The 16,658-nt window shown below is 69.0% G+C and carries 16 protein-coding genes; 8 read left to right on the forward strand and 8 right to left on the reverse strand.

The annotated features are described in order from the left end of the window. Positions 1 to 36: 36 nt before the first annotated feature. Together G4D83_RS12470 and G4D83_RS12480 are read right to left on the reverse strand one after the other, a co-directional pair. Positions 37 to 1,305, reverse strand: a complete 1,269-nt coding sequence (locus tag G4D83_RS12470) for a S8 family serine peptidase (protein WP_163864938.1) — start codon at positions 1,303 to 1,305, stop codon at positions 37 to 39. 75 nt (positions 1,306 to 1,380) lie between these two features. After that, positions 1,381 to 1,629, reverse strand: a complete 249-nt coding sequence (locus G4D83_RS12480; protein WP_338041915.1) for an RCC1 domain-containing protein — start codon at positions 1,627 to 1,629, stop codon at positions 1,381 to 1,383. Between G4D83_RS12480 and G4D83_RS12485 the strand changes: the two genes are divergently transcribed. From G4D83_RS12485 to G4D83_RS12520, 8 genes are all read left to right on the forward strand, one after another. Next, positions 1,562 to 1,738 (forward strand): hypothetical protein, encoded by a 177-nt coding sequence (locus G4D83_RS12485; protein WP_163864941.1) that lies wholly within the window; start codon positions 1,562 to 1,564, stop codon positions 1,736 to 1,738. The genes G4D83_RS12480 and G4D83_RS12485 overlap by 68 nt on opposite strands. A gap of 330 nt (positions 1,739 to 2,068) precedes the next feature. Beyond that, positions 2,069 to 3,382 (forward strand): zinc-dependent metalloprotease, encoded by a 1,314-nt coding sequence (locus tag G4D83_RS46800; RefSeq protein WP_163864942.1) that lies wholly within the window; start codon positions 2,069 to 2,071, stop codon positions 3,380 to 3,382. Positions 3,383 to 3,583: 201 nt separating this feature from the next. Beyond that, positions 3,584 to 4,189: a hypothetical protein gene (locus G4D83_RS12495; protein WP_163864943.1), complete on the forward strand. Its 606-nt coding sequence runs from the start codon at positions 3,584 to 3,586 to the stop codon at positions 4,187 to 4,189. A 100-nt stretch (positions 4,190 to 4,289) separates the two neighbouring features. Further along, a complete protein-coding gene (locus G4D83_RS12500; protein ID WP_163864944.1) occupies positions 4,290 to 5,984 on the forward strand; it encodes an FG-GAP-like repeat-containing protein in 1,695 nt (564 codons plus the stop codon). A gap of 325 nt (positions 5,985 to 6,309) precedes the next feature. Beyond that, a complete protein-coding gene (locus tag G4D83_RS12505; protein WP_163864945.1) occupies positions 6,310 to 6,942 on the forward strand; it encodes a hypothetical protein in 633 nt (210 codons plus the stop codon). 165 nt (positions 6,943 to 7,107) lie between these two features. After that, positions 7,108 to 7,698, forward strand: coding sequence for a hypothetical protein (locus G4D83_RS12510; RefSeq protein WP_163864946.1), 591 nt, complete (start codon positions 7,108 to 7,110; stop codon positions 7,696 to 7,698). Then, positions 7,695 to 8,774, forward strand: coding sequence for a sensor histidine kinase (locus G4D83_RS12515; RefSeq protein ID WP_163864947.1), 1,080 nt, complete (start codon positions 7,695 to 7,697; stop codon positions 8,772 to 8,774). The genes G4D83_RS12510 and G4D83_RS12515 overlap by 4 nt, the downstream gene beginning before the upstream one ends. Continuing rightward, positions 8,771 to 9,562, forward strand: coding sequence for a LytR/AlgR family response regulator transcription factor (locus G4D83_RS12520; RefSeq protein WP_163864948.1), 792 nt, complete (start codon positions 8,771 to 8,773; stop codon positions 9,560 to 9,562). Before G4D83_RS12515 ends, G4D83_RS12520 begins: the two co-directional genes overlap by 4 nt. A 141-nt stretch (positions 9,563 to 9,703) precedes the next feature. Here the strand turns inward: G4D83_RS12520 and G4D83_RS12525 are convergent, their stop codons facing one another. The 6 genes from G4D83_RS12525 to G4D83_RS12550 form a co-directional block, all read right to left on the reverse strand. Next, positions 9,704 to 10,069 carry an OmpA family protein gene (locus G4D83_RS12525; protein WP_240356296.1) on the reverse strand — a complete coding sequence of 122 codons (366 nt, stop codon included), beginning with the start codon at positions 10,067 to 10,069 and terminating at the stop codon, positions 9,704 to 9,706. Positions 10,070 to 10,312: 243 nt separating this feature from the next. Continuing rightward, positions 10,313 to 11,674: a sigma-54-dependent transcriptional regulator gene (locus G4D83_RS12530; protein ID WP_163864950.1), complete on the reverse strand. Its 1,362-nt coding sequence runs from the start codon at positions 11,672 to 11,674 to the stop codon at positions 10,313 to 10,315. Further along, complete coding sequence (locus G4D83_RS12535; RefSeq protein WP_163864951.1) at positions 11,664 to 13,778, reverse strand: two-component system sensor histidine kinase NtrB; 2,115 nt, start codon at positions 13,776 to 13,778, stop codon at positions 11,664 to 11,666. The genes G4D83_RS12530 and G4D83_RS12535 overlap by 11 nt, the downstream gene beginning before the upstream one ends. Positions 13,779 to 13,864: 86 nt before the next feature. Continuing rightward, positions 13,865 to 14,662: a DUF3014 domain-containing protein gene (locus G4D83_RS12540; protein WP_163864952.1), complete on the reverse strand. Its 798-nt coding sequence runs from the start codon at positions 14,660 to 14,662 to the stop codon at positions 13,865 to 13,867. 186 nt (positions 14,663 to 14,848) lie between these two features. Then, positions 14,849 to 15,469, reverse strand: a complete 621-nt coding sequence (locus G4D83_RS12545; RefSeq protein ID WP_163864953.1) for a DUF2378 family protein — start codon at positions 15,467 to 15,469, stop codon at positions 14,849 to 14,851. Positions 15,470 to 15,594: 125 nt separating this feature from the next. Continuing rightward, a complete protein-coding gene (locus tag G4D83_RS12550) occupies positions 15,595 to 16,608 on the reverse strand; it encodes a LysR family transcriptional regulator (RefSeq protein WP_163864954.1) in 1,014 nt (337 codons plus the stop codon). Positions 16,609 to 16,658 lie beyond the last annotated feature (50 nt).

Genomic DNA, 16,658 nt, shown 5'->3' on the forward strand with positions numbered 1-16,658 from the left:
GCGCTGCTCCGGTGGGAGGGTCACTCTCGTCACCCATCAGGGCGCGACGAAGAGGCCCACGCTGACATCCGATTCGCAGCTCGAGAAGAACTTGTAGGAGATATAGGTCACCGGCGGCCCTCCCACCGGCGGTAGATAGAGGTCCATCCAGATGTTGCGGGCCGTTGTCGCGAAGTGTGTCGGCCTGGGCATGGCGGGTATGGCGTAGTCGTACTGGGTAATCACGCAGCCGCTCGCGGGTGCGCCCACCGAGTCGAAGCTCAGGTTGAACCGCCCGTTCGTCGGGAGCTGCAGCGTCGCCCCGACGTGCTCCAGGAAGAACACCCGGGAGGTGATGCGCTCGCGGATGGCGAACTCAGCCCGCCCGAGGGCGCGTCCCTGGCCATTGCCGGGTGGGTTCAGGGTCGGCAGGTAGATGGCTTCGCTGACATGGTCCTTGGACTGGAGCGGGTACAGCTTGTTCCGGACGGCGAGTTCGATGGCCGAAGGCGTCGCAAGCCCCATCGACTCCGCGAGGTATGCCGCCAGCCCCGCCACGAAGGGCGCGGCCATGGAGGTCCCCGACATGGGGGCGTAGAGAGTGGACACCGTCGTTCCGGACTGGGGATTGGTGCCGAAGGTCGACGTAATCTTATACCCAGGTGCCCAGGCCTCCACGCAGGCCCCGTAGTTCGAGCCCGCCTGGGACTGGGCCACGGTGCTGAGATTGCGGATGCCAGCGATGCAGCCGACGGTGGGCCAGGTGTCACAGTGCATGGGCGTCAGGGGTTGGCCCCGGTCATCGAGGGCGCCCGTTACCACGATGCCGTCCGTGATAGTCGCCGGGCCATAGGCATACCCACAGGCATTCTGGAAGTTGTTGCCCGCGGACTGCGAGATGAATGCGCCCTTGTACGTGCCGGCGCTCTTGGCGACGACCTTCATGCGCGAGCCGGCGGTGCCCGTCGCCGCGAAGATGTTGTCCGCCGATGAGGCAGCATTGAAGGAGAGGTTGATGATGCCCACCTGTCCCCGCTGAGTGATGTCCATCATCACCCAGTCGAGCGCGGCGATGAAGCCCGCGGCGGTCGAACCGCCATTCGAGCCGCCCCGGTTGCAGCGGTTCACCGCATCCAGGTTGCCGGTCCCCAGGACGGAGACGGACACCAGCGGGGCCCCCGGGGAGATACCGACCGTGCCCTTGGCGTTCTGACGAGCCCCGATGATGCCCGCGGCGTGGGTCGCGTGCGCATGGAACCCCGATGAATCGAGTAGCGACGAAGGCCGTGCCCTTCTTGACGGGACACGGCGAAGTCTTGCATCCATTCACCGGAGGCAGAGGAATTCGAGCCCCACGCCCAAAGAATTCCGGCCGCGCTTCGCGCCAGGAAATGCGAAGCGCTAGACGAAATCTCCGCGATGCCCGAGAGATTCGCGACCTGGACTGGCAATGCGGTTCCCGATCCCCATCGAGTGGATGCTTGTCGGCGCGGGACTGACCTTGTCCACCAGGGAGCCATCTTCTAGCTGTCCATAGGCGTTGGAGCCCCACGCCCAGACGGTCCCGTCCGCGCGCGTGGCCATGGACGAACTCAATCCCGCGCCAATGGACGCCAGCGTCAGAGAGACCTTCAATGGCCCCGACCGCATCGTCTTGGGGGAGAACGGCAACATCGCCGTGGAGCTCCCGGAGATGAACCTGGACGGCGAAGCCCTCGACCTCGGTGCCACGCTCGCGATTGCGCCCACCGGGTGTTGAAGTCACCCAGAGATGTGCGTGACATGACGACGTCTCCGAGTGGGCCGTCGGCATCGACCCATGCGCCTTGGTGCCGCACGACCCGGGTCACCCGAAGGAACCCCACAGGGGCAGGCCGGCACCGGGACGAGGCACGGCGACGCATGACGGGGTTGCACCACCCCGCCGATACACTTCTGTCGACAAGGAATACTGTTTAGGCGTATTATGCCTTGATTGCCTGGGAGGCGTGACGCCTGCGGGGCGAGACAGTCTCGCGAGCGGATACACCCACTCCAGTCTCAACACCGTTCAGGGTCGGGGTCCTTCTGGTCGACCCAAGGAATATCCATGTTCACGAAAAGTCTTGTCATTGCGGTGGGATGCGGTGTGTTGATGTTCGGATGTGCCGGACAATCCGATGAGACGCAGGAGATTGTCGACAACCTGGCCGAGGCCGGGTTTCCGGCCGATGACATCATGGTCGTCGAGGGGAAGGTGTACGTCGGCCGAGACGCCGAGGTCTCACTGGCCGCGTCGCGCGAGATGCTCGCGCGGGACAACAGCACCGAGGAGCAGTACCGCACGACGAACCTCGTCAGCACGGCGGTGACGAAGATCTGCATCAACGGCTCGACGTTCACCGGCAACTTCAGCACGGCACTCGACCTGGCCATCCAGAACTACGACGAGCTGCCGCTGAGCTTCGCCATGGCGCGCACGCCGAGCACCAACTGCAGCTTCACCATCAACGCGGTCATCCAACCTGGTGTCGTCGGAGGCTCGGCGGGATTCCCCACGGGCGGGCTGCCGTATGGCACCATCAACATCGGCGGCGGGCTTTCCTCTTACAGTGTCGACGTCATCGAGCACGTCATCACGCACGAGCTTGGCCACACCATCGGCTTCCGCCACACGGACTACTACAACCGCGTCATCAGTTGCGGCAGTGGCGGCAACGAAGGTGACGCGGGCGTCGGCGCCATCCACATCCCGGGCACGCCGACGACGGCGACCATCGGTGGCTCGCTCATGAACTCCTGCTTCCGCTCGGTCGAGACGGGGGAGTTCACCTCCAGCGACCTCAGCGCGCTGACCTTCCTGTATTCGGCGCAGGAGGGCTATGCGTCGTTGAACTTCGAGTCCTCGGATGCGCGCCGCACCGCCTCCACCGGCGATTGGGCCTACGGCGACTTCAAGGCCGAATGCGCCAGCGGTGAGCCGCTGACGGGTGTGTCCCTCGGCCCCGCCTCGCGGTACAGCCGCATCGCGCTCTGCCGCATCGGCGGCGACGCTGGGCGCTACCCGCACGCCGGCTGCTACTCACGGTTCTTCTCCACCGCCGACAGCCGCGGCACCACGGCCACCGGCGACTGGGACGTCGGCAACTTCAAGGGCGAGTGCGGCGCCAATGAGTTCGTCGCCGGTGTGGCCCAGAACACCGCGCATGAAATCACCGCGTTGCTTTGCTGCCCTGGCAATGTCGCCCACAACTCCTGCACCCCTCGCGTCTTCGACGGCCAGGACGCACGCGAGTCCTCCACCTCGGTTGACTGGGACGTCGGCAATTGGAAGGGCGAGTGCGGTTCCGGCCGGTACATCGGCGGGATCTCCCGCAACCCCTCCGGTGGCGCGCCCCACGCGCTGCTCTGCTGCAGCCCGTGACGCAGCCTCGGTAGCCCGGAGTCGCTGAACAGACGCGGGCCGGCACCGGTTGAGCTCCGGAGCCGGCCCGTGCTGTCTTTTCAGGCAGTCTCAGCCTTGCGCCGCGGGGGACTGGCTGGCTGTGGCGGGTTGAGCTGGGTGCTCGCGTTTCGCTGAGCGTGACCTATCCCTGCTCGTGGGCTGGGGTTGGCGTGACGGTCCATGCGTCTCTCGCGCATCGTGTTCCTGTCGGTCGTGCTGTGGGCGACGGGCTGCGCCCATTCGTGGGTGCCGTCGCTCCCCGCGAGTCATGGGCAGCTCTCCCTCGCGATGGCGTACAACGTGGACCCGGAAGGAAATCCGCGCGAGGCCTCGGAGCCGCCACCCGCGTCGTTGTTCAACCCGGGGGCGCAGGGGGGCGTCACGCCGGAGATGGCGCGTGACGCCTTCGACGAGGCCGTGGCGCTGTTGAAGGGCGCGCCCACGGAGGGGCAGGTGCGGCAGGCCTCCGCGACGCTGTCGGCCGCTTGCGCCGTCGACCTGTTCGACGCCTGTGAGTTCCTGCTCGCGAACTTCCAGCCCGTGAAGCGGCTGGAGGGGCTGTCGCCGCCGGACGTCCCGAGGGAGGCGTTCCTTCTCCGGAAGAGGCAGGTGTTCATCCTCCGGGGGCGAGTGGACACGGACGGGCGCGCGCGGGAGCTCCGGGTCGTGGAGTCGCCCTTCCCGAAATTCGGGGAGGAGCTGATGAAGGTCGCCGCCGCCACCCTGTATAAGGGAGCCCTGAGCCGCGCCGCACACGCGCCGACGCGATTCCGACGCCCCGATTGAGCGGGTCCCTCCGTATGGAAAGGAGGAATGCCCAGCTCCACCTTCCGGGGCATTTCGGGAGACCCTCGTGTCGTGGCGTCAGCGCGCAGGTTGGCTTGCGGTGTCAGGAGCAGTCCTCACGGGCTGCGCTGGAGAGGTCGACGTACAGTCCCCGGAGCAGGAGGTCGCGGAAGCATCGGACGCGCTCTACTCCCAGAACGGAGTCACGCTCTGGCCCCTTTCCAATCCAGTGATTCCCATCTGCTGGGTGACGACCGACTTCGACACGGAGAAGCAGCTCATCCGTGAATCGGTGGCGCGCACCTGGGAGTTCGAGTCCCTGGTCAAGTTCGCCTGGACCAGCACGTGCCCCACCACCGGCACGGACAAGTTCATCCGCGTCGAGCTGGACGTGGCCACGGATGATTTAGGCGTAGGCGGAGGTTCGGCATTCCCGGGGATGGGCGCGCTGCGTCTTCCGGGAGAGGGCCACTCGCTGCATATCGCCGTCCCGAAGACCACCTATCCCCACCGGCTTGGCCGGCTGCAATACCTCGCATCCCACGAGCTGGGGCATATCCTCGGCTTCAGCCACGAGCAGCACCGGTCTGACGCAGTGGCGCCGTGCAATTCGACCATCTATCTCGGCACGAACTTCACCTGGTACGACCCGGCGTCGCTCATGCAGTCCCAGGACTACTGCAATATCAACAACAACCTGTCGGAGGCCCTGAGCGCCTTCGACAAGGTGGGCGTGGCCAGCGTGTATGGCCCCCGGCGCTGGTCGCAGGAGTTCGCGACCATCAACGCCCTCTCTCTCGAGTACGACCTGCGTCACATCGCGGACGTGGACGGGGATGGGAAGAACGAGATGGTCTTCTTCCGGGACGACGGTGTACGGGTCGCGAAGGTGGACGCCGCCCAGCGACTCTTCCTCGCATCCCAGTCGTGGAGCACGGACTACTGGACGGACACGCCGCCAGGCTTCTTGGAGCCTCGAACCGTGGGCGACGTCAACGCGGACGGACGGGCCGACCTCATCTCGTTCTGGGGCTCAGGCGTCGGACTGTCCTACTCGACGGGCACGGCTTTCGCGTCGGGTGCCATCGCCTTCGTCGGCTTCAACAACCTCAACCCGAGCTGGCCGGATGCGAGCTCCACGCCTCGGATGGTGGCCGATGTGAATGGCGACGGCAGGGCCGACATCATCGGCTTCAATGACACCGGAACGGTGGTCTCGCTGTCCCAATGCACGGGGGCGCTCTGCACCCCGAGCACCCAGTTCGCGGCCCCGGTGCTGGCCCTGGCGGCCTTTGGAAACGCGCCGTTGCTGGGCGGCTGGGCTGGGGCGCGCCACCCGCGCCGGGTCGCGGACGTGAATGGCGATGGCAAGGCGGACCTCGTGGGGTTCTCCGAGTGGGGCGTCATCGTGGCGCTGTCGACGTCCACGGCGACGACGGTGTCCTTCGCCGCGCCCTCGCTGTGGATCGCCGACTACGGCGCGGACGTGAGCGTGGGCGGGTGGAGCTCGTCGACGACCTATCCTCGCCACCTGGGCGACCTCAACGGAGACGGCCGGGCGGACATCATCGGATTCGGCCATGACTATGTCTGGGTTTCGTTCTCGACGGGCACGGGCTTCCTCCCCGCCCAGGCGGTGTTGAAGAACTTCGCCGTCGCCAGCGGCACCTGGTTCCCGGGGGCCCCCCGCTACCTGGGTGACGTCGACAACGACGGCAAGGTGGATCTGCTCGGCTCCAACCTCATGGGCACGCAGGTGTTCCTGGGCAAGACGTACACGAACGGCGCGCTCTAGCCGTCTCCCCCCGGGGCACGACACCGCAAGATGCCGGTGTGGCCAACGGCCATGGCCCGTTGAGCACTCCCCGCATCACCACCCTCGCCTCATCCGGGATGCGACACGCGAGTCATGCCTCCCTTGGGACACGGCCTCCCTGGCGCGCTGTCGCGAAATTCTGAGTCCCCGCGTCGCGCTGCCCTCGCGGTCCATCCTGGTGTCACCGGGAGAACATGGAAGGCACCGAGCTTGCACTGGCGCCACGTCGGGCCAGGCGAGGAAGGCCGACCCCGCCCTGGGCCCGGCGGTGATTCACATCGCATCACCGCGAGAGGAAGACATCATGCACAGCTCAGTCGTCACGTTCGGGGCCCTCATCACGCTCATCCTCGCAGGGGCACCGGTCGCCCATGCTGAATCCGAGGACCTGAAGCTCTCCTTCGGCCTTCGCGCCGGCTACGGGCTTCCGCTCGGCACCGCGAGGGGCGGGGAAGGCCACTACAACATGGACCTGGACGAAGTCGTGAAGGGCATCGTCCCCGCGCAGCTCGACGTGGGGACGTTCCTGGGCTCCCGTGTCTACGTGGGCGCCTCGTTCCAGTACGCGGTGGGGCTCGCTGTCAGCTCCTGCCAGGGGGACTGCGGTGTGAGCGCCATGCGAATTGGCCTCAACCTGAGCTACCACCATCCCTGGTCGGAAAAGCTCAGCCCCTGGGTGGGCCTGGGCGTTGGCTACGACTTCCTTGATGCCGACCAGTTGCCCTCCATCACGACCGGACAACTCGAGCCGACCTCGTCGTATGGCCGCCTGGAAGGCTTCGAGGTGGGCAACGTGCAAGGGGGCATCGATCTCAACGTCGCGGGGCCCGTGTGGTTCGGCCCCTACGTGACGGGGACCCTCTCCAGGTACGACGGACCGGATGCCCGCTTCCATTCCTGGTTCATGGGCGGCCTGCGACTCCTCGTCCGACGTTGAGCCGTCCAGAGGCGGAAGCCTCCCCGTCACTCACCGAACACGCGCGCATCGACGTCGACGCATGAGCCCCTCGCCCCCGAATTCCGACCTCTCGTCGGAACCCGCACGCCCGGCGTGTGCCCCTGAACTAGGACGGGAAGGCACCCACGAACGGGAGTCCCCACCATGCACGCCCGCAGCCTCCTCGCCGCCCTCGCGCTCGCACTGGCCAGCCCTGTCCTCGCCGCGGAGCCCACCCCTCCCGCCGGGCCGCGGCAGCCACCCTCTCCCGCGGAAGCGGCCGCGCGGCACCGCGAGAAGCTCTCGCCGCTCCAGGTCCTGGTGGGCAACTGGCGGGGAGAAGGATGGGTCGACATGGGCCCGCACACGGGCGGCCGCAAGACGTTCCAGCTGAAGGAGACCGTGCAGCCGCACCTCGACGGAACAGTGCTCGTGGTGGAGGGACTGGGCACCAGCCGAGCGAGCCCCACGGCCCCCGAGGTCCCTACGCACCAGGCATTCGGAGTACTCTCCTGGGATGAGGCCGCTGGCCGCGTGCGCTTCAGTGCATACCGCTTTGGCGGAGGTGTCGTGGACACCGAAATGAAGCTGCTGGGCGAAGGGGTGTTCCAGTGGGGCTTTGACATGCCTCAAGGCCGCGTCCGCTTCACGCTGAATGTGCGTGACGGGGTGTGGGTGGAAAAGGGAGAACTCTCGCTCGATGGGGGCAAGACATTCGGTCAGTTCCTCGAGATGACGGTGCGGCGCGCGAAATGAAGCCCGGGGTGCGCTGGGCGCTGTTCGGGGGCGGCACGCTGCTGCTCGCGGCGCTCGTCACGGCGTTCGTGATACTCCCCGCGCCCGCCTCGCCCGCCCCGCCCGCGAAGGTCGCGCGCATCTTCGCGCTCAGCGCCTTCTACGGCATCTGCATCGGCTTCCCGTCGATGAGGTTGATGCCCGCGGTGGGCCGGCGCGCCATGCACGGCCCGCCCGTGCCCGCCCTGCTCAAGTGCATGGCCGCGTGTGGGGTCATCACGGCCGTGATGATGACGGTGGCGACGGTGACGCTGGCGGGCCTGGGCGCCTTTCCCGCCTCGGAGCTTCAGCGGCACCTGTTCGTCGAGGGTGGCATCGGCCTGGTGCTGAGCCTGCCCGCGGGAGTGTGCACGTTCGTGTATTCCCGAATGGCGGGCCGCATCCGCGGGCGGGACGCGCGCGTGCGCGAGGCGGAGGCGCTGCGCGAGCGTGCCGAGTGGCTGGAGGCCGAGGCGCGCTTCGACTCGCTGTCCGCGCGCCTGCAGCCCCATTTCCTCTTCAACACCCTCAACTCCATCGCCACGCTGGTGCGCGAGGACCCGCGCGCGGCGGAGGCCATGGTGGAGCGGCTGGCGTCCGTGCTGCGCTCCTCGCTGGATGCGGGGGCGGGGCGCCATGTACCGCTGCGGCGCGAGTTGGACCTGGTGTCCGACTACCTGGAGCTCGAGCGTGTGCGGCTGGGGGCGCGGCTGCGCTGCTCGCTCGACGTGCAGCCGGGCCTCGAGCGGTTCGCGGTGCCTCCCTTCGCGGTGCAGACGCTGGTGGAGAACGCCGTGAAGTACGCCGTGTCCCTGAGGCGCGAGGGCGGCGAGGTCCGGGTGTCGGTGCGCGCGGACGCCGGGCGCGTCTACCTGGAGGTGCGGGACGACGGGCCTGGTATCACGGGGCCGCCGCCGCCAGGGCACGGACTCGACATGCTGACGAGGCGGCTGGTGTCCTCCTACGGGGCGGAGGAGGCGGGCCTGTCCATTTCGCGTGGCGAGGGCGGTGTCGGCGCGTGCGTGCGGGTGTGGCTTCCGCGCACGGAGGCCGCATGAGTGCACCCGGGCTCCTTCGCGCCGTGCTCGTGGATGACGAGCCGCTCGCGCTGCGGCGCCTCGCTCGCATGCTCGAGGAAACCGGGCGTGTGACGGTGGTGGCCACGTACACCGATCCGGTGGAGGCCGCGGAGGCACTGCGCGCCGCGCCCCCGGACGCCCTGTTCGTGGATGTGTCGATGCCGGGCATGAGCGGCTTCGAGCTGGTGCGGGCACTCCCCATGCCGCCGCCCGTGGTGTTCACCACCGCCTTCGATACGTACGCGCTGCAGGCCTTCGAGGTGAGCTCCGTGGACTACCTGCTCAAGCCGGTGGACGCGCGAGGCCTTGCGCGTGCGCTGGACAAGCTTGTGCGCATGCACCCCCTGCTCGCGCAGGAGCGGCTGCGTGCGCTGGAAGCGGCGCTCCAGCCACCCGCGCCTCTGTCGCGGCTCACCTCGAGGACGGGCACACGCGTGCGGGTGGTGGAGCTCGCGGACGCGACGCACCTGTACGCCGAGGACCGGCTCGTCTACGTGGCGCGTGCCGGGCGCGCCGATGTGGTGGACATGTCGCTCGCGGAGCTCGAACGCCGACTCGACCCGACGCGCTGGCTGCGCATCCACCGCGCCACGCTCGTCCAGCTCGATGCGATTGTGGAGGTCCTGGGGGGCTACGGCGACGCGCGCGTGCACCTGAAGGACGGGACGGTGCTCTCCGTGGCGCGCGACCGGCTGCGTGAACTCCGCGAGCGGTTGGGTGGCGCTGCCGGGGGGCGGAGTTCCTCAGGCCGTCGCTCATGGCCATGAGGCAGCGGGCCTGGGCGGGGCACTCGAGTGCGCGAGATCGGCCCTGGGGCATCCCGAGCATGGGAAGGACAGGAGCGCGAATGGGGGAGAAGGGGGGAGCAGAGGGGAGGTATGGGCGCCAAACCCGCCCAACGCCCTCAATCAGTTCATCCACTCCGACGAAACCTTCACCTCCGCGCGACGGTTCTTCTCCAACTCCGTCGTCGACAGGGGCCGCTCCTCGCCATACGACAGCGTGGACAGCCGCGCAGGCTCCACACCCAGCCGCCGCAGGTAATCCCGCACCACGGAAGCACGGCGCTGGCCCAGGGCCAGGTTGTACTCCGTCGTCCCCAGTTCACACGTGTGCCCGGTGATATTGACGCGGGCCTGCGGCCTCTTGCGCAGCGCGTCCGCAAGCTGCGTCAACGTGTCCCGGAACTCGGGGCGCAGCGTCGTCGAGTCGAGCTCGAAGTAGACAGGCTCCAACGCCAGGGGGAGCAGGTCCTTGTCTGGGTTCTCGGTCATGGAGGAGGGGCGCTCCGGCTCCGGCCTCACTGCCACCGGAGCATGGGGTGTTTGCGTATCCGTGGACGCGGTGGGGGTGGGCTGCCGCGCGGCACAACCCGCGAGTCCAACGACGACGAAAAGCGTGAAGAGGAGAGGGCGCATGCGCTCGTCACAGAGCACGCGCCGTGCCGGGAGCCCTTTCCGTCGAGAGCCCCGCGAGTCCTCCCCGCGCGGCCTTGCAGAACGCCCAGGCACCCCTGGCTATTTGCCTTCCGAACGCTCCCGACGGTGGATGGTGGAGACGTCAATCCCGAGCAGCTCCGCCGCTCGCGTCTTGTTTCCGCCGCACCGCGCGACGGCCCAGGAGATGTACTCGCTTTCCAGCCGGCGCAGGGGAATCACTTCCCGCTGGGCCTCCAGCAACGGGTGTTGCTCCGCGCCGCCCTCGATGACGTGTGGGCGGAGCTGCTCCAAGTCCACCGTGTCCCGGGTCCCCAGCACCACCAACCGCTCCACCAGGTTCTCCAGCTCGCGCACATTCCCCGGCCACCGCTGCGCACACAGCGCGGACACCGCCTCCTGCTCGAAGCGCTGCACCGGAGACCGCGGATTCCGCGCCCGCGCCTGCTTGAGGAAGTGCTCGGCCAGCGCCGGAATGTCCTCGGGCCGCTCCCTCAACGGCGGCGCCTGCAACGTCACGACATTCAGCCGGTAGAACAAGTCCGCCCGGAAGCGGCCCTCCTTCACCCGGGCCTCCAAATCCTGGTGCGTCGCGGCCACCACCCGCACGTCCACCGTCCGCGAGCCGTCCGCTCCCACCGCCCGCACCTCGCCATCCGCCAGCACCCGCAACAGCCGCGCTTGCAGCTCCGGCGCCATGTCCCCGATTTCATCCAGGAACAGCGTCCCCCCATCCGCCTCCACGAAGAGGCCTCGCCTGGCGCTCGTCGCTCCGGAGAAGGCCCCCTTCACATGGCCGAACAGCTCACTCTCCAGCAACGAGTGGGGCAGGGCGGTGCAATTGACGGCGACGAAGGGCCCCGCGCGACGCGTGCCCTCGAAGTGCAGGGCCCGGGCAACCAGCTCCTTGCCGCTGCCGCTCTCTCCCCGCACCAGCACCGGCGCGCTGGACCAGGCCACGCGCTCCACCAGCGCATACAGCGCTCGCATCGCCGCGCTGCGCCCCACCATCGCCCCCAGCCGGCCCCGGTCCTCCGCCTGCGCTTTCAGCGTGCGGTGCTCGGAGCGCACCCGCCGCTCCTCCAGCGCGCGGCCCACGTACAGCCGCACCTCGTCCAACCGGAAGGGCTTGGCGAAGTAGTGCCACGCCCCGCGCTTCATCGCCTCCACGGCGTTCTCCACGCCGCCGAAGGCCGTCATCATCAACACCGGCAGGTCCGGGTCCAGCTTGCGCGCCGTCTCCAGCACGTCGAAGCCATCCACGTCCTGCATCCGCAAGTCGCAGATGACGGCGTCGTACACCCCGCCCCGGAGCTGCGCGATGGCATCCGCGCCTCCCGAGGCCACATCCACCGCGTAGCCCGCATCCGACAAGGGCTCGCGCAGCATCTGTCCCATCTCGACGTGGTCATCGACGACGAGAACCCGGGCTCTAACCGACATGTTGCTCCTCTCGCGCGGGGGCCGCGGCGGGCCATTGCAGCGTCACACGCGTGCCCTGTCCGGGCGCGCTGTCCAGCTCGATGCGCCCGCCATGGTTCCGCACGATGTGCGCCACCATGGTCAGCCCCAGGCCCGTGCCCAGTCCGCGCTTCTTGGTGGTGAAGAATGGGTCGAACACTTGATGCAGATGTCTCGCGGCGATGCCGCACCCGTCGTCCTCGACGGTGATGCGCACCCGACCCCAGGCCCCCGATGCATCCGCCTCGCCCGGCGTCGCCGTCAGCCGCACCTGTCCCCCCGGCTCACACGCATCACACGCGTTGAGCAGCAGGTTGACGAGCACCTGCTGAAGCTGGTCCGCGTCCGCCGCCAACGCCGGCAACGGCTGTGACACATCCAGGTGAAGGTCCACGCGCCGCCGCTCCACCTCGACGCGCAAGAGCTCCTGCACGCTCTTCACGACGGACGGCAGCGTCACCGCCCGCGACTCGGCGGGCTGCAGCCGCGAGAAGTCCAGCAGCTGGCGGATGGTGCGGCTCACCCGGTCTATCTGCTCGACGATGGTCCCCAGCCCCGCGGACTGCGGATGCTCGGGGCCCAGCTTGTCCTGCACGTACTCGGCCCGGCCCCGGATGACGCCCAGCGGCGTGCCAATCTCGTGCGCGATTCCCGCCGCCAGCACGCCCACCGTCGCCAGCTTCTCCGCGCGCAGCAACTGTCCCTCCAGCGCGCGCAGGTTGCTCAGGTCCTCCAGCACCAGCAGCGTGCGGACGTCGGGCTGGTGCGGCTCCAGCGGCACCGCGTGGACGTTGTACTGCCCTTCCTCGGCGAAGAGCCGCAGCGGCTCGCCGTGCAGGCTGCGCACGCGGTTGTCTCCGCCCGCCGCGTTGACCAGCTCCTCCAGCCGCTGGATGACGGGGGCATGGGCCTGCGGAAACGCCGTGGCCAGCGTCGCGCCCACCACGTCCGGCGGCATCTTCGTGCTCAGCGCGCGATTCGCGGAGGTGATGCGTCCCGACGTCGACAGGGCCAGCACCCCCGTGGGGATGTGGTCGAGAATCTTCTGCGTCTTGTCGTGCAGGTGGGCCAGGCGGCTCGCATGTCGCAGGCTCTCCTGGAGCGCCACGGCGCGGCTGCGCGCCAGCACCACGTACACGCCAAACGCGATGAGGAAGGTCGAGATGAGGAACGCCGCGAACGACAGCCGCAGCACCAGGCTCCGCTCGTGCGAGCGCAGCCCGCGCGTGGAGGACAGCGTGGCGAGCGGCCACAGCGCGCCGTTCTTGATGCGCACCGGAACGAAGCTCGCCACCACCTCCGCGTCTCCCAGCCCCAGCTTCACCGCCTCCGTCCGCTCAATCACCAGCGAGCCCGCTTCCCCGTCGAGCATCCGCCGCGACAGCGCCGCGAGGCCCGGAGTGCCGCTCGCATCCGTGCCGAGCCGCTGATAGCGGGCCGCCAGCGTCGGGGCGCTCAGCGCGGTGGGTGAGCCATGCGCGCCGAGCAGCAGGAGATGGGTGTCGCTCTCCGCGGTGAGCAGCTTCAGCGGCGCGAACAGCGGCTCCGCGTCCACCAGTACGACGACGGCCCCGCCGCCATCGGGCGCATCCTCGGGCAGGGCGGTGGCGAAGGCCCGCAGCCACCCCGTCGAATCCCCGGACAGGGGCGGCGAGGACGCGATGTGTCCCGAGGCTCCCTCCAGCACGCTCCTCGCGGTGCGGGCCAGCTCCTCGCCTGGGTACTGCTTCGCGAGCGACGCGCCAGTGCGCTTGTCCAGGAGCCGCAGGCGCTCCTTCCCATCCGGCCCGAAGACGACGATGGCCTTGTACTGCCCCACGGCCTCGAGCAGCGCGCGCAGCTCGCGCCGGTGCTCCTCGGCCGTGCCCGGCTGGGACAAGAGCTCACCGGTGAAGCGCAGGTCCTCACCCACGTCCTCCAGGGCCTCGGACACACCTCGGGCGGCCTCCTGGAGCTGGGCCCGCCGCTCGCGGGCGAACTGGTCCACCAGCGCCTGCCTGTCCCGCTGGATGAAATACACGGCGCCACCGATGACGCCGGTGAGCGCCGTGCACAGCAGCAACACGGGCAGGAGGGAGGAGCGCATGAGGGCAGATACCAACATCCCGGCGCGAGGAGGGGAGGGAAGCCCTTCCCGCGTCTCGGGGGCCCGCCTGGGGGGCTGACGGGGCCTCAGGGCCTCGAGGCCTGCTGGTTGAGCTTCAGGGACACCTCGCGGACCTTGCCCTGGATGTGGCGCAGGTTCGCGGGCCCCATCCGCAAGAGGTGCTTCTGCGCGGGCGTGAGCGCCTCCAGCGCCGGGTCCGCGTAGACGTACAGCGCGCCCTTCGCCACCACCTCCACGTCCCCGTCGAGCACCGGCACCGCCAGCACCTGCTCGAAGGCCCGCTGCAGCGTCGCCTCGAAGGAGCTGCCCGGCGGGGCGCTCTCCTGATGGAGCCGCTCGGTCAGCCGGTGCACCTCGCGGTACGTATCCACCAGCAGCGTGGAGTCGAGGCTGCCCACCACCCGGCCCACGGTGTCGTACCGGGTGTACCCCTTCTTCGCGACGAGCGTGCGGCCCTCGCGGCTGCTCACCTGGAAGTCTCCGGACGGCGCCAGGAAGGCGACCACGGCCCGAGGGCTGTCGCCGTTGGCCATGTTGGAGACGACGGCGACGAAGCGGCGCAGGAGGTCCGCCTCCCGCAGCCAGGCGCCGAACTGCGGCAGCGACGAGGCCCCGGCGAGCCGCGAGCGCAACAGCGCGTCGACCTCCGCCGCGGGCGGCAAGGGCGCGTCCGGTGCCCGGTCCACCACCGAGGGCGCCACCGGCACCTGGGCGACGGCGGTGGGAGTGTCGGGCGCTCCATGGAGCAGCCCGTGCCAGACGCCGGCTCCCGCCAGCACCGCCGCCACCAGAATCACCAGCCCCCAACCCCAGAGCGCGCCCCGTTCGAGCTTCACCATCGCACCGCCGCCGTCGTTGTCCATGAGTCCTCCGCGTCCGGACCCAGGGATTGCAGCGGCGATGCCAGCGACAGGGAGCAGGGTGGGCCGCGAGGCTTCACTCGGGAGCGCGTGCTCCCGGAGCCGTCAGCGTGCCCGCTCGCAAGCTTCGCGAGCATGGCGTTCCGCGCGCCACCCTGGCGGATTGCGCCGGGGGCGCGCGGGACTCACTCACGCACGCGGACGGGATGCACCCGCGGAGCCGTCCTCGGGGGGCGGCATCGCCGACTCGGCCGTGACTTCCGCCCAGCGGATGTGGAACGTCGCCGACGTCCCGTCGAACTCCTCGGGTAGTGCCACCACCCGGAAGCCTCCACACAGCTCCACCGCCCGGGCCAGCAATCCGGCCGAGAACGTCGGCACGTCCGCCAGCACGTCGTTCATCTTCAGCTCCAGGAAAGTGGGGCTGCGCTCAACGATTTCGACCACACTGAAGTTGTTGCCGGCACGAAAGCCCATCCCCGCGCGCAGCAGCATCCGCCGAGGGCCGGCCAGCCGGACGACGCCCAGGAGCGCGCGACCAAAGAAGGTCCCGAAGTAGGCGTCCATGAACCGCTCGCCCAGCGAGTAGTACGCGGCTTCGGCGGGAACTCCGCCGTAGACGTGCCCAGCGGCGATGCGGAGGAACTCCTTCCACTGCTCCAGCGAATACGTCCGCCCAAGCTTCTGGTCGAGGTCCAGGCCCGCTCGGCGCAGGTGCTCCCGACACGCTGGCGTGAGGCGGTTCTCGAGGGCGCGCACGAAGAGCGCTTCCACGGTTTGCGTGAAAATCAGCTTCTCGGAAGAAGTCATAGGGTCGCACCCTACACCGGTCGGCCCATCGGATGCTCGCCTACAGGTGAATCGACGTTCAGTGCCTCTGTCGGTGATCGACAGCCGGGCTGTTCCGACAGAAAAACCGTTGGATTCTCCATGGTTTAGCGGTCATCACGCGGTGCGGCGGCGGCGCGGGAGACCATGCCGCGCAGCCATCGGTGGGCGGGTTCGTCGTCGAAACGCTCGTGCCAGACCTGGAGGACGTCGAACGGGCGCAGGGGGATGGGCGGGGGCAGGAGGCGAAGGGGGGAGAGGTCGACGAAGAGCTCGGCCAGCCTGCGAGGCGCGGTGAGGACGTGGTTGGAGCGGACCACGGAGAGGGCGGCGGTGAGGAAGTAGGGGAGCCGCAGGCCGATGCGTCGACTGCGGCCCAGTCTTTCAAGCGCCATGTCCACGGCGCCCGCCCCCTCGCCCCGGGGGCTGATGAGGACGTGGGGCAGGCTCAGGTACGTCTCCAGGTCCAGCCCCTGCTTCACTACAGGGTTGTCGCGCCGGACCACGCAGACGAAGTCCTCGGTGAACAGCTTCACCTGGCGCAGCGCGGGGCTGGGGTCCGGGAAGGCGGCGATGATGAGGTCCACCTCGCCGCTCTCCAACTGGGCCTCCGCCTGGGGGATGACGAGGGGGCGGATGGTGAGGTCCACCCGGGGCGCCTCGTTGTCGAACAGCTCCAGCAAGGCGGGCAGCAGCGCGGCGGCGAAGTAGTCACCCGAGGCGATGGTGAAGCGCCGGGCCGAGGTGCGGGGCTCGAAGACGGACTCGTTGCGCAGCGCGCGTTGGACCTCCAGCAGTCCCCGGTGGAGGGGGGCTGCCAGCTGCTCGGCGCGAGGGGTGCGAATCATCCCGCCCCGGCCCCGGATGAGCAGGGCGTCACCGAGCTGCTCCCGGAGCTGCCGCAAGGCATGGCTCATGGCGGACTGGGTGATGCCCACGCGCGCGGCCGCCCGGGTGACGTTGCCCTCCGTCAGCAGCGCATCCAGGGCCACGACGAGGTTGAGGTTGATGCCGGCCAGGTCCAACCCCGTGCTCGACGGCTGGCTCGGCGCGGGAGTGGGGCGAGGTTTCCGGGGTGCCGGGGCGCGGCCCTTGCCCTTGGCGACATGTGACTTGCTCATGAGCGCATGAGTAACATGCAGTGGCCTCATGTTGGGGGGAGGGACACTCT

This window comes from Myxococcus eversor, from assembly GCF_010894455.1.
Taxonomy (GTDB): Bacteria; Myxococcota; Myxococcia; order Myxococcales; family Myxococcaceae; genus Myxococcus; species Myxococcus eversor.

What these genes read in the sequence shown, in the direction of transcription:
- G4D83_RS12470 (WP_163864938.1), bottom strand. Translation starts at nt 1,305, where the DNA reads ATGGATGCAAGACTTCGCCGTGTCCCGTCAAGAAGGGCACGGCCTTCG.
- G4D83_RS12485 (WP_163864941.1), top strand. Translation starts at nt 1,562, where the DNA reads ATGGACGAACTCAATCCCGCGCCAATGGACGCCAGCGTCAGAGAGACC.
- G4D83_RS12480 (WP_338041915.1), bottom strand. Translation starts at nt 1,629, where the DNA reads ATGCGGTCGGGGCCATTGAAGGTCTCTCTGACGCTGGCGTCCATTGGC.
- G4D83_RS46800 (WP_163864942.1), top strand. Translation starts at nt 2,069, where the DNA reads ATGTTCACGAAAAGTCTTGTCATTGCGGTGGGATGCGGTGTGTTGATG.
- G4D83_RS12495 (WP_163864943.1), top strand. Translation starts at nt 3,584, where the DNA reads ATGCGTCTCTCGCGCATCGTGTTCCTGTCGGTCGTGCTGTGGGCGACG.
- G4D83_RS12505 (WP_163864945.1), top strand. Translation starts at nt 6,310, where the DNA reads ATGCACAGCTCAGTCGTCACGTTCGGGGCCCTCATCACGCTCATCCTC.
- G4D83_RS12510 (WP_163864946.1), top strand. Translation starts at nt 7,108, where the DNA reads ATGCACGCCCGCAGCCTCCTCGCCGCCCTCGCGCTCGCACTGGCCAGC.
- G4D83_RS12515 (WP_163864947.1), top strand. Translation starts at nt 7,695, where the DNA reads ATGAAGCCCGGGGTGCGCTGGGCGCTGTTCGGGGGCGGCACGCTGCTG.
- G4D83_RS12520 (WP_163864948.1), top strand. Translation starts at nt 8,771, where the DNA reads ATGAGTGCACCCGGGCTCCTTCGCGCCGTGCTCGTGGATGACGAGCCG.
- G4D83_RS12525 (WP_240356296.1), bottom strand. Translation starts at nt 10,069, where the DNA reads ATGACCGAGAACCCAGACAAGGACCTGCTCCCCCTGGCGTTGGAGCCT.
- G4D83_RS12530 (WP_163864950.1), bottom strand. Translation starts at nt 11,674, where the DNA reads ATGTCGGTTAGAGCCCGGGTTCTCGTCGTCGATGACCACGTCGAGATG.
- G4D83_RS12535 (WP_163864951.1), bottom strand. Translation starts at nt 13,778, where the DNA reads ATGCGCTCCTCCCTCCTGCCCGTGTTGCTGCTGTGCACGGCGCTCACC.
- G4D83_RS12540 (WP_163864952.1), bottom strand. Translation starts at nt 14,662, where the DNA reads ATGGACAACGACGGCGGCGGTGCGATGGTGAAGCTCGAACGGGGCGCG.
- G4D83_RS12545 (WP_163864953.1), bottom strand. Translation starts at nt 15,469, where the DNA reads ATGACTTCTTCCGAGAAGCTGATTTTCACGCAAACCGTGGAAGCGCTC.
- G4D83_RS12550 (WP_163864954.1), bottom strand. Translation starts at nt 16,608, where the DNA reads ATGAGCAAGTCACATGTCGCCAAGGGCAAGGGCCGCGCCCCGGCACCC.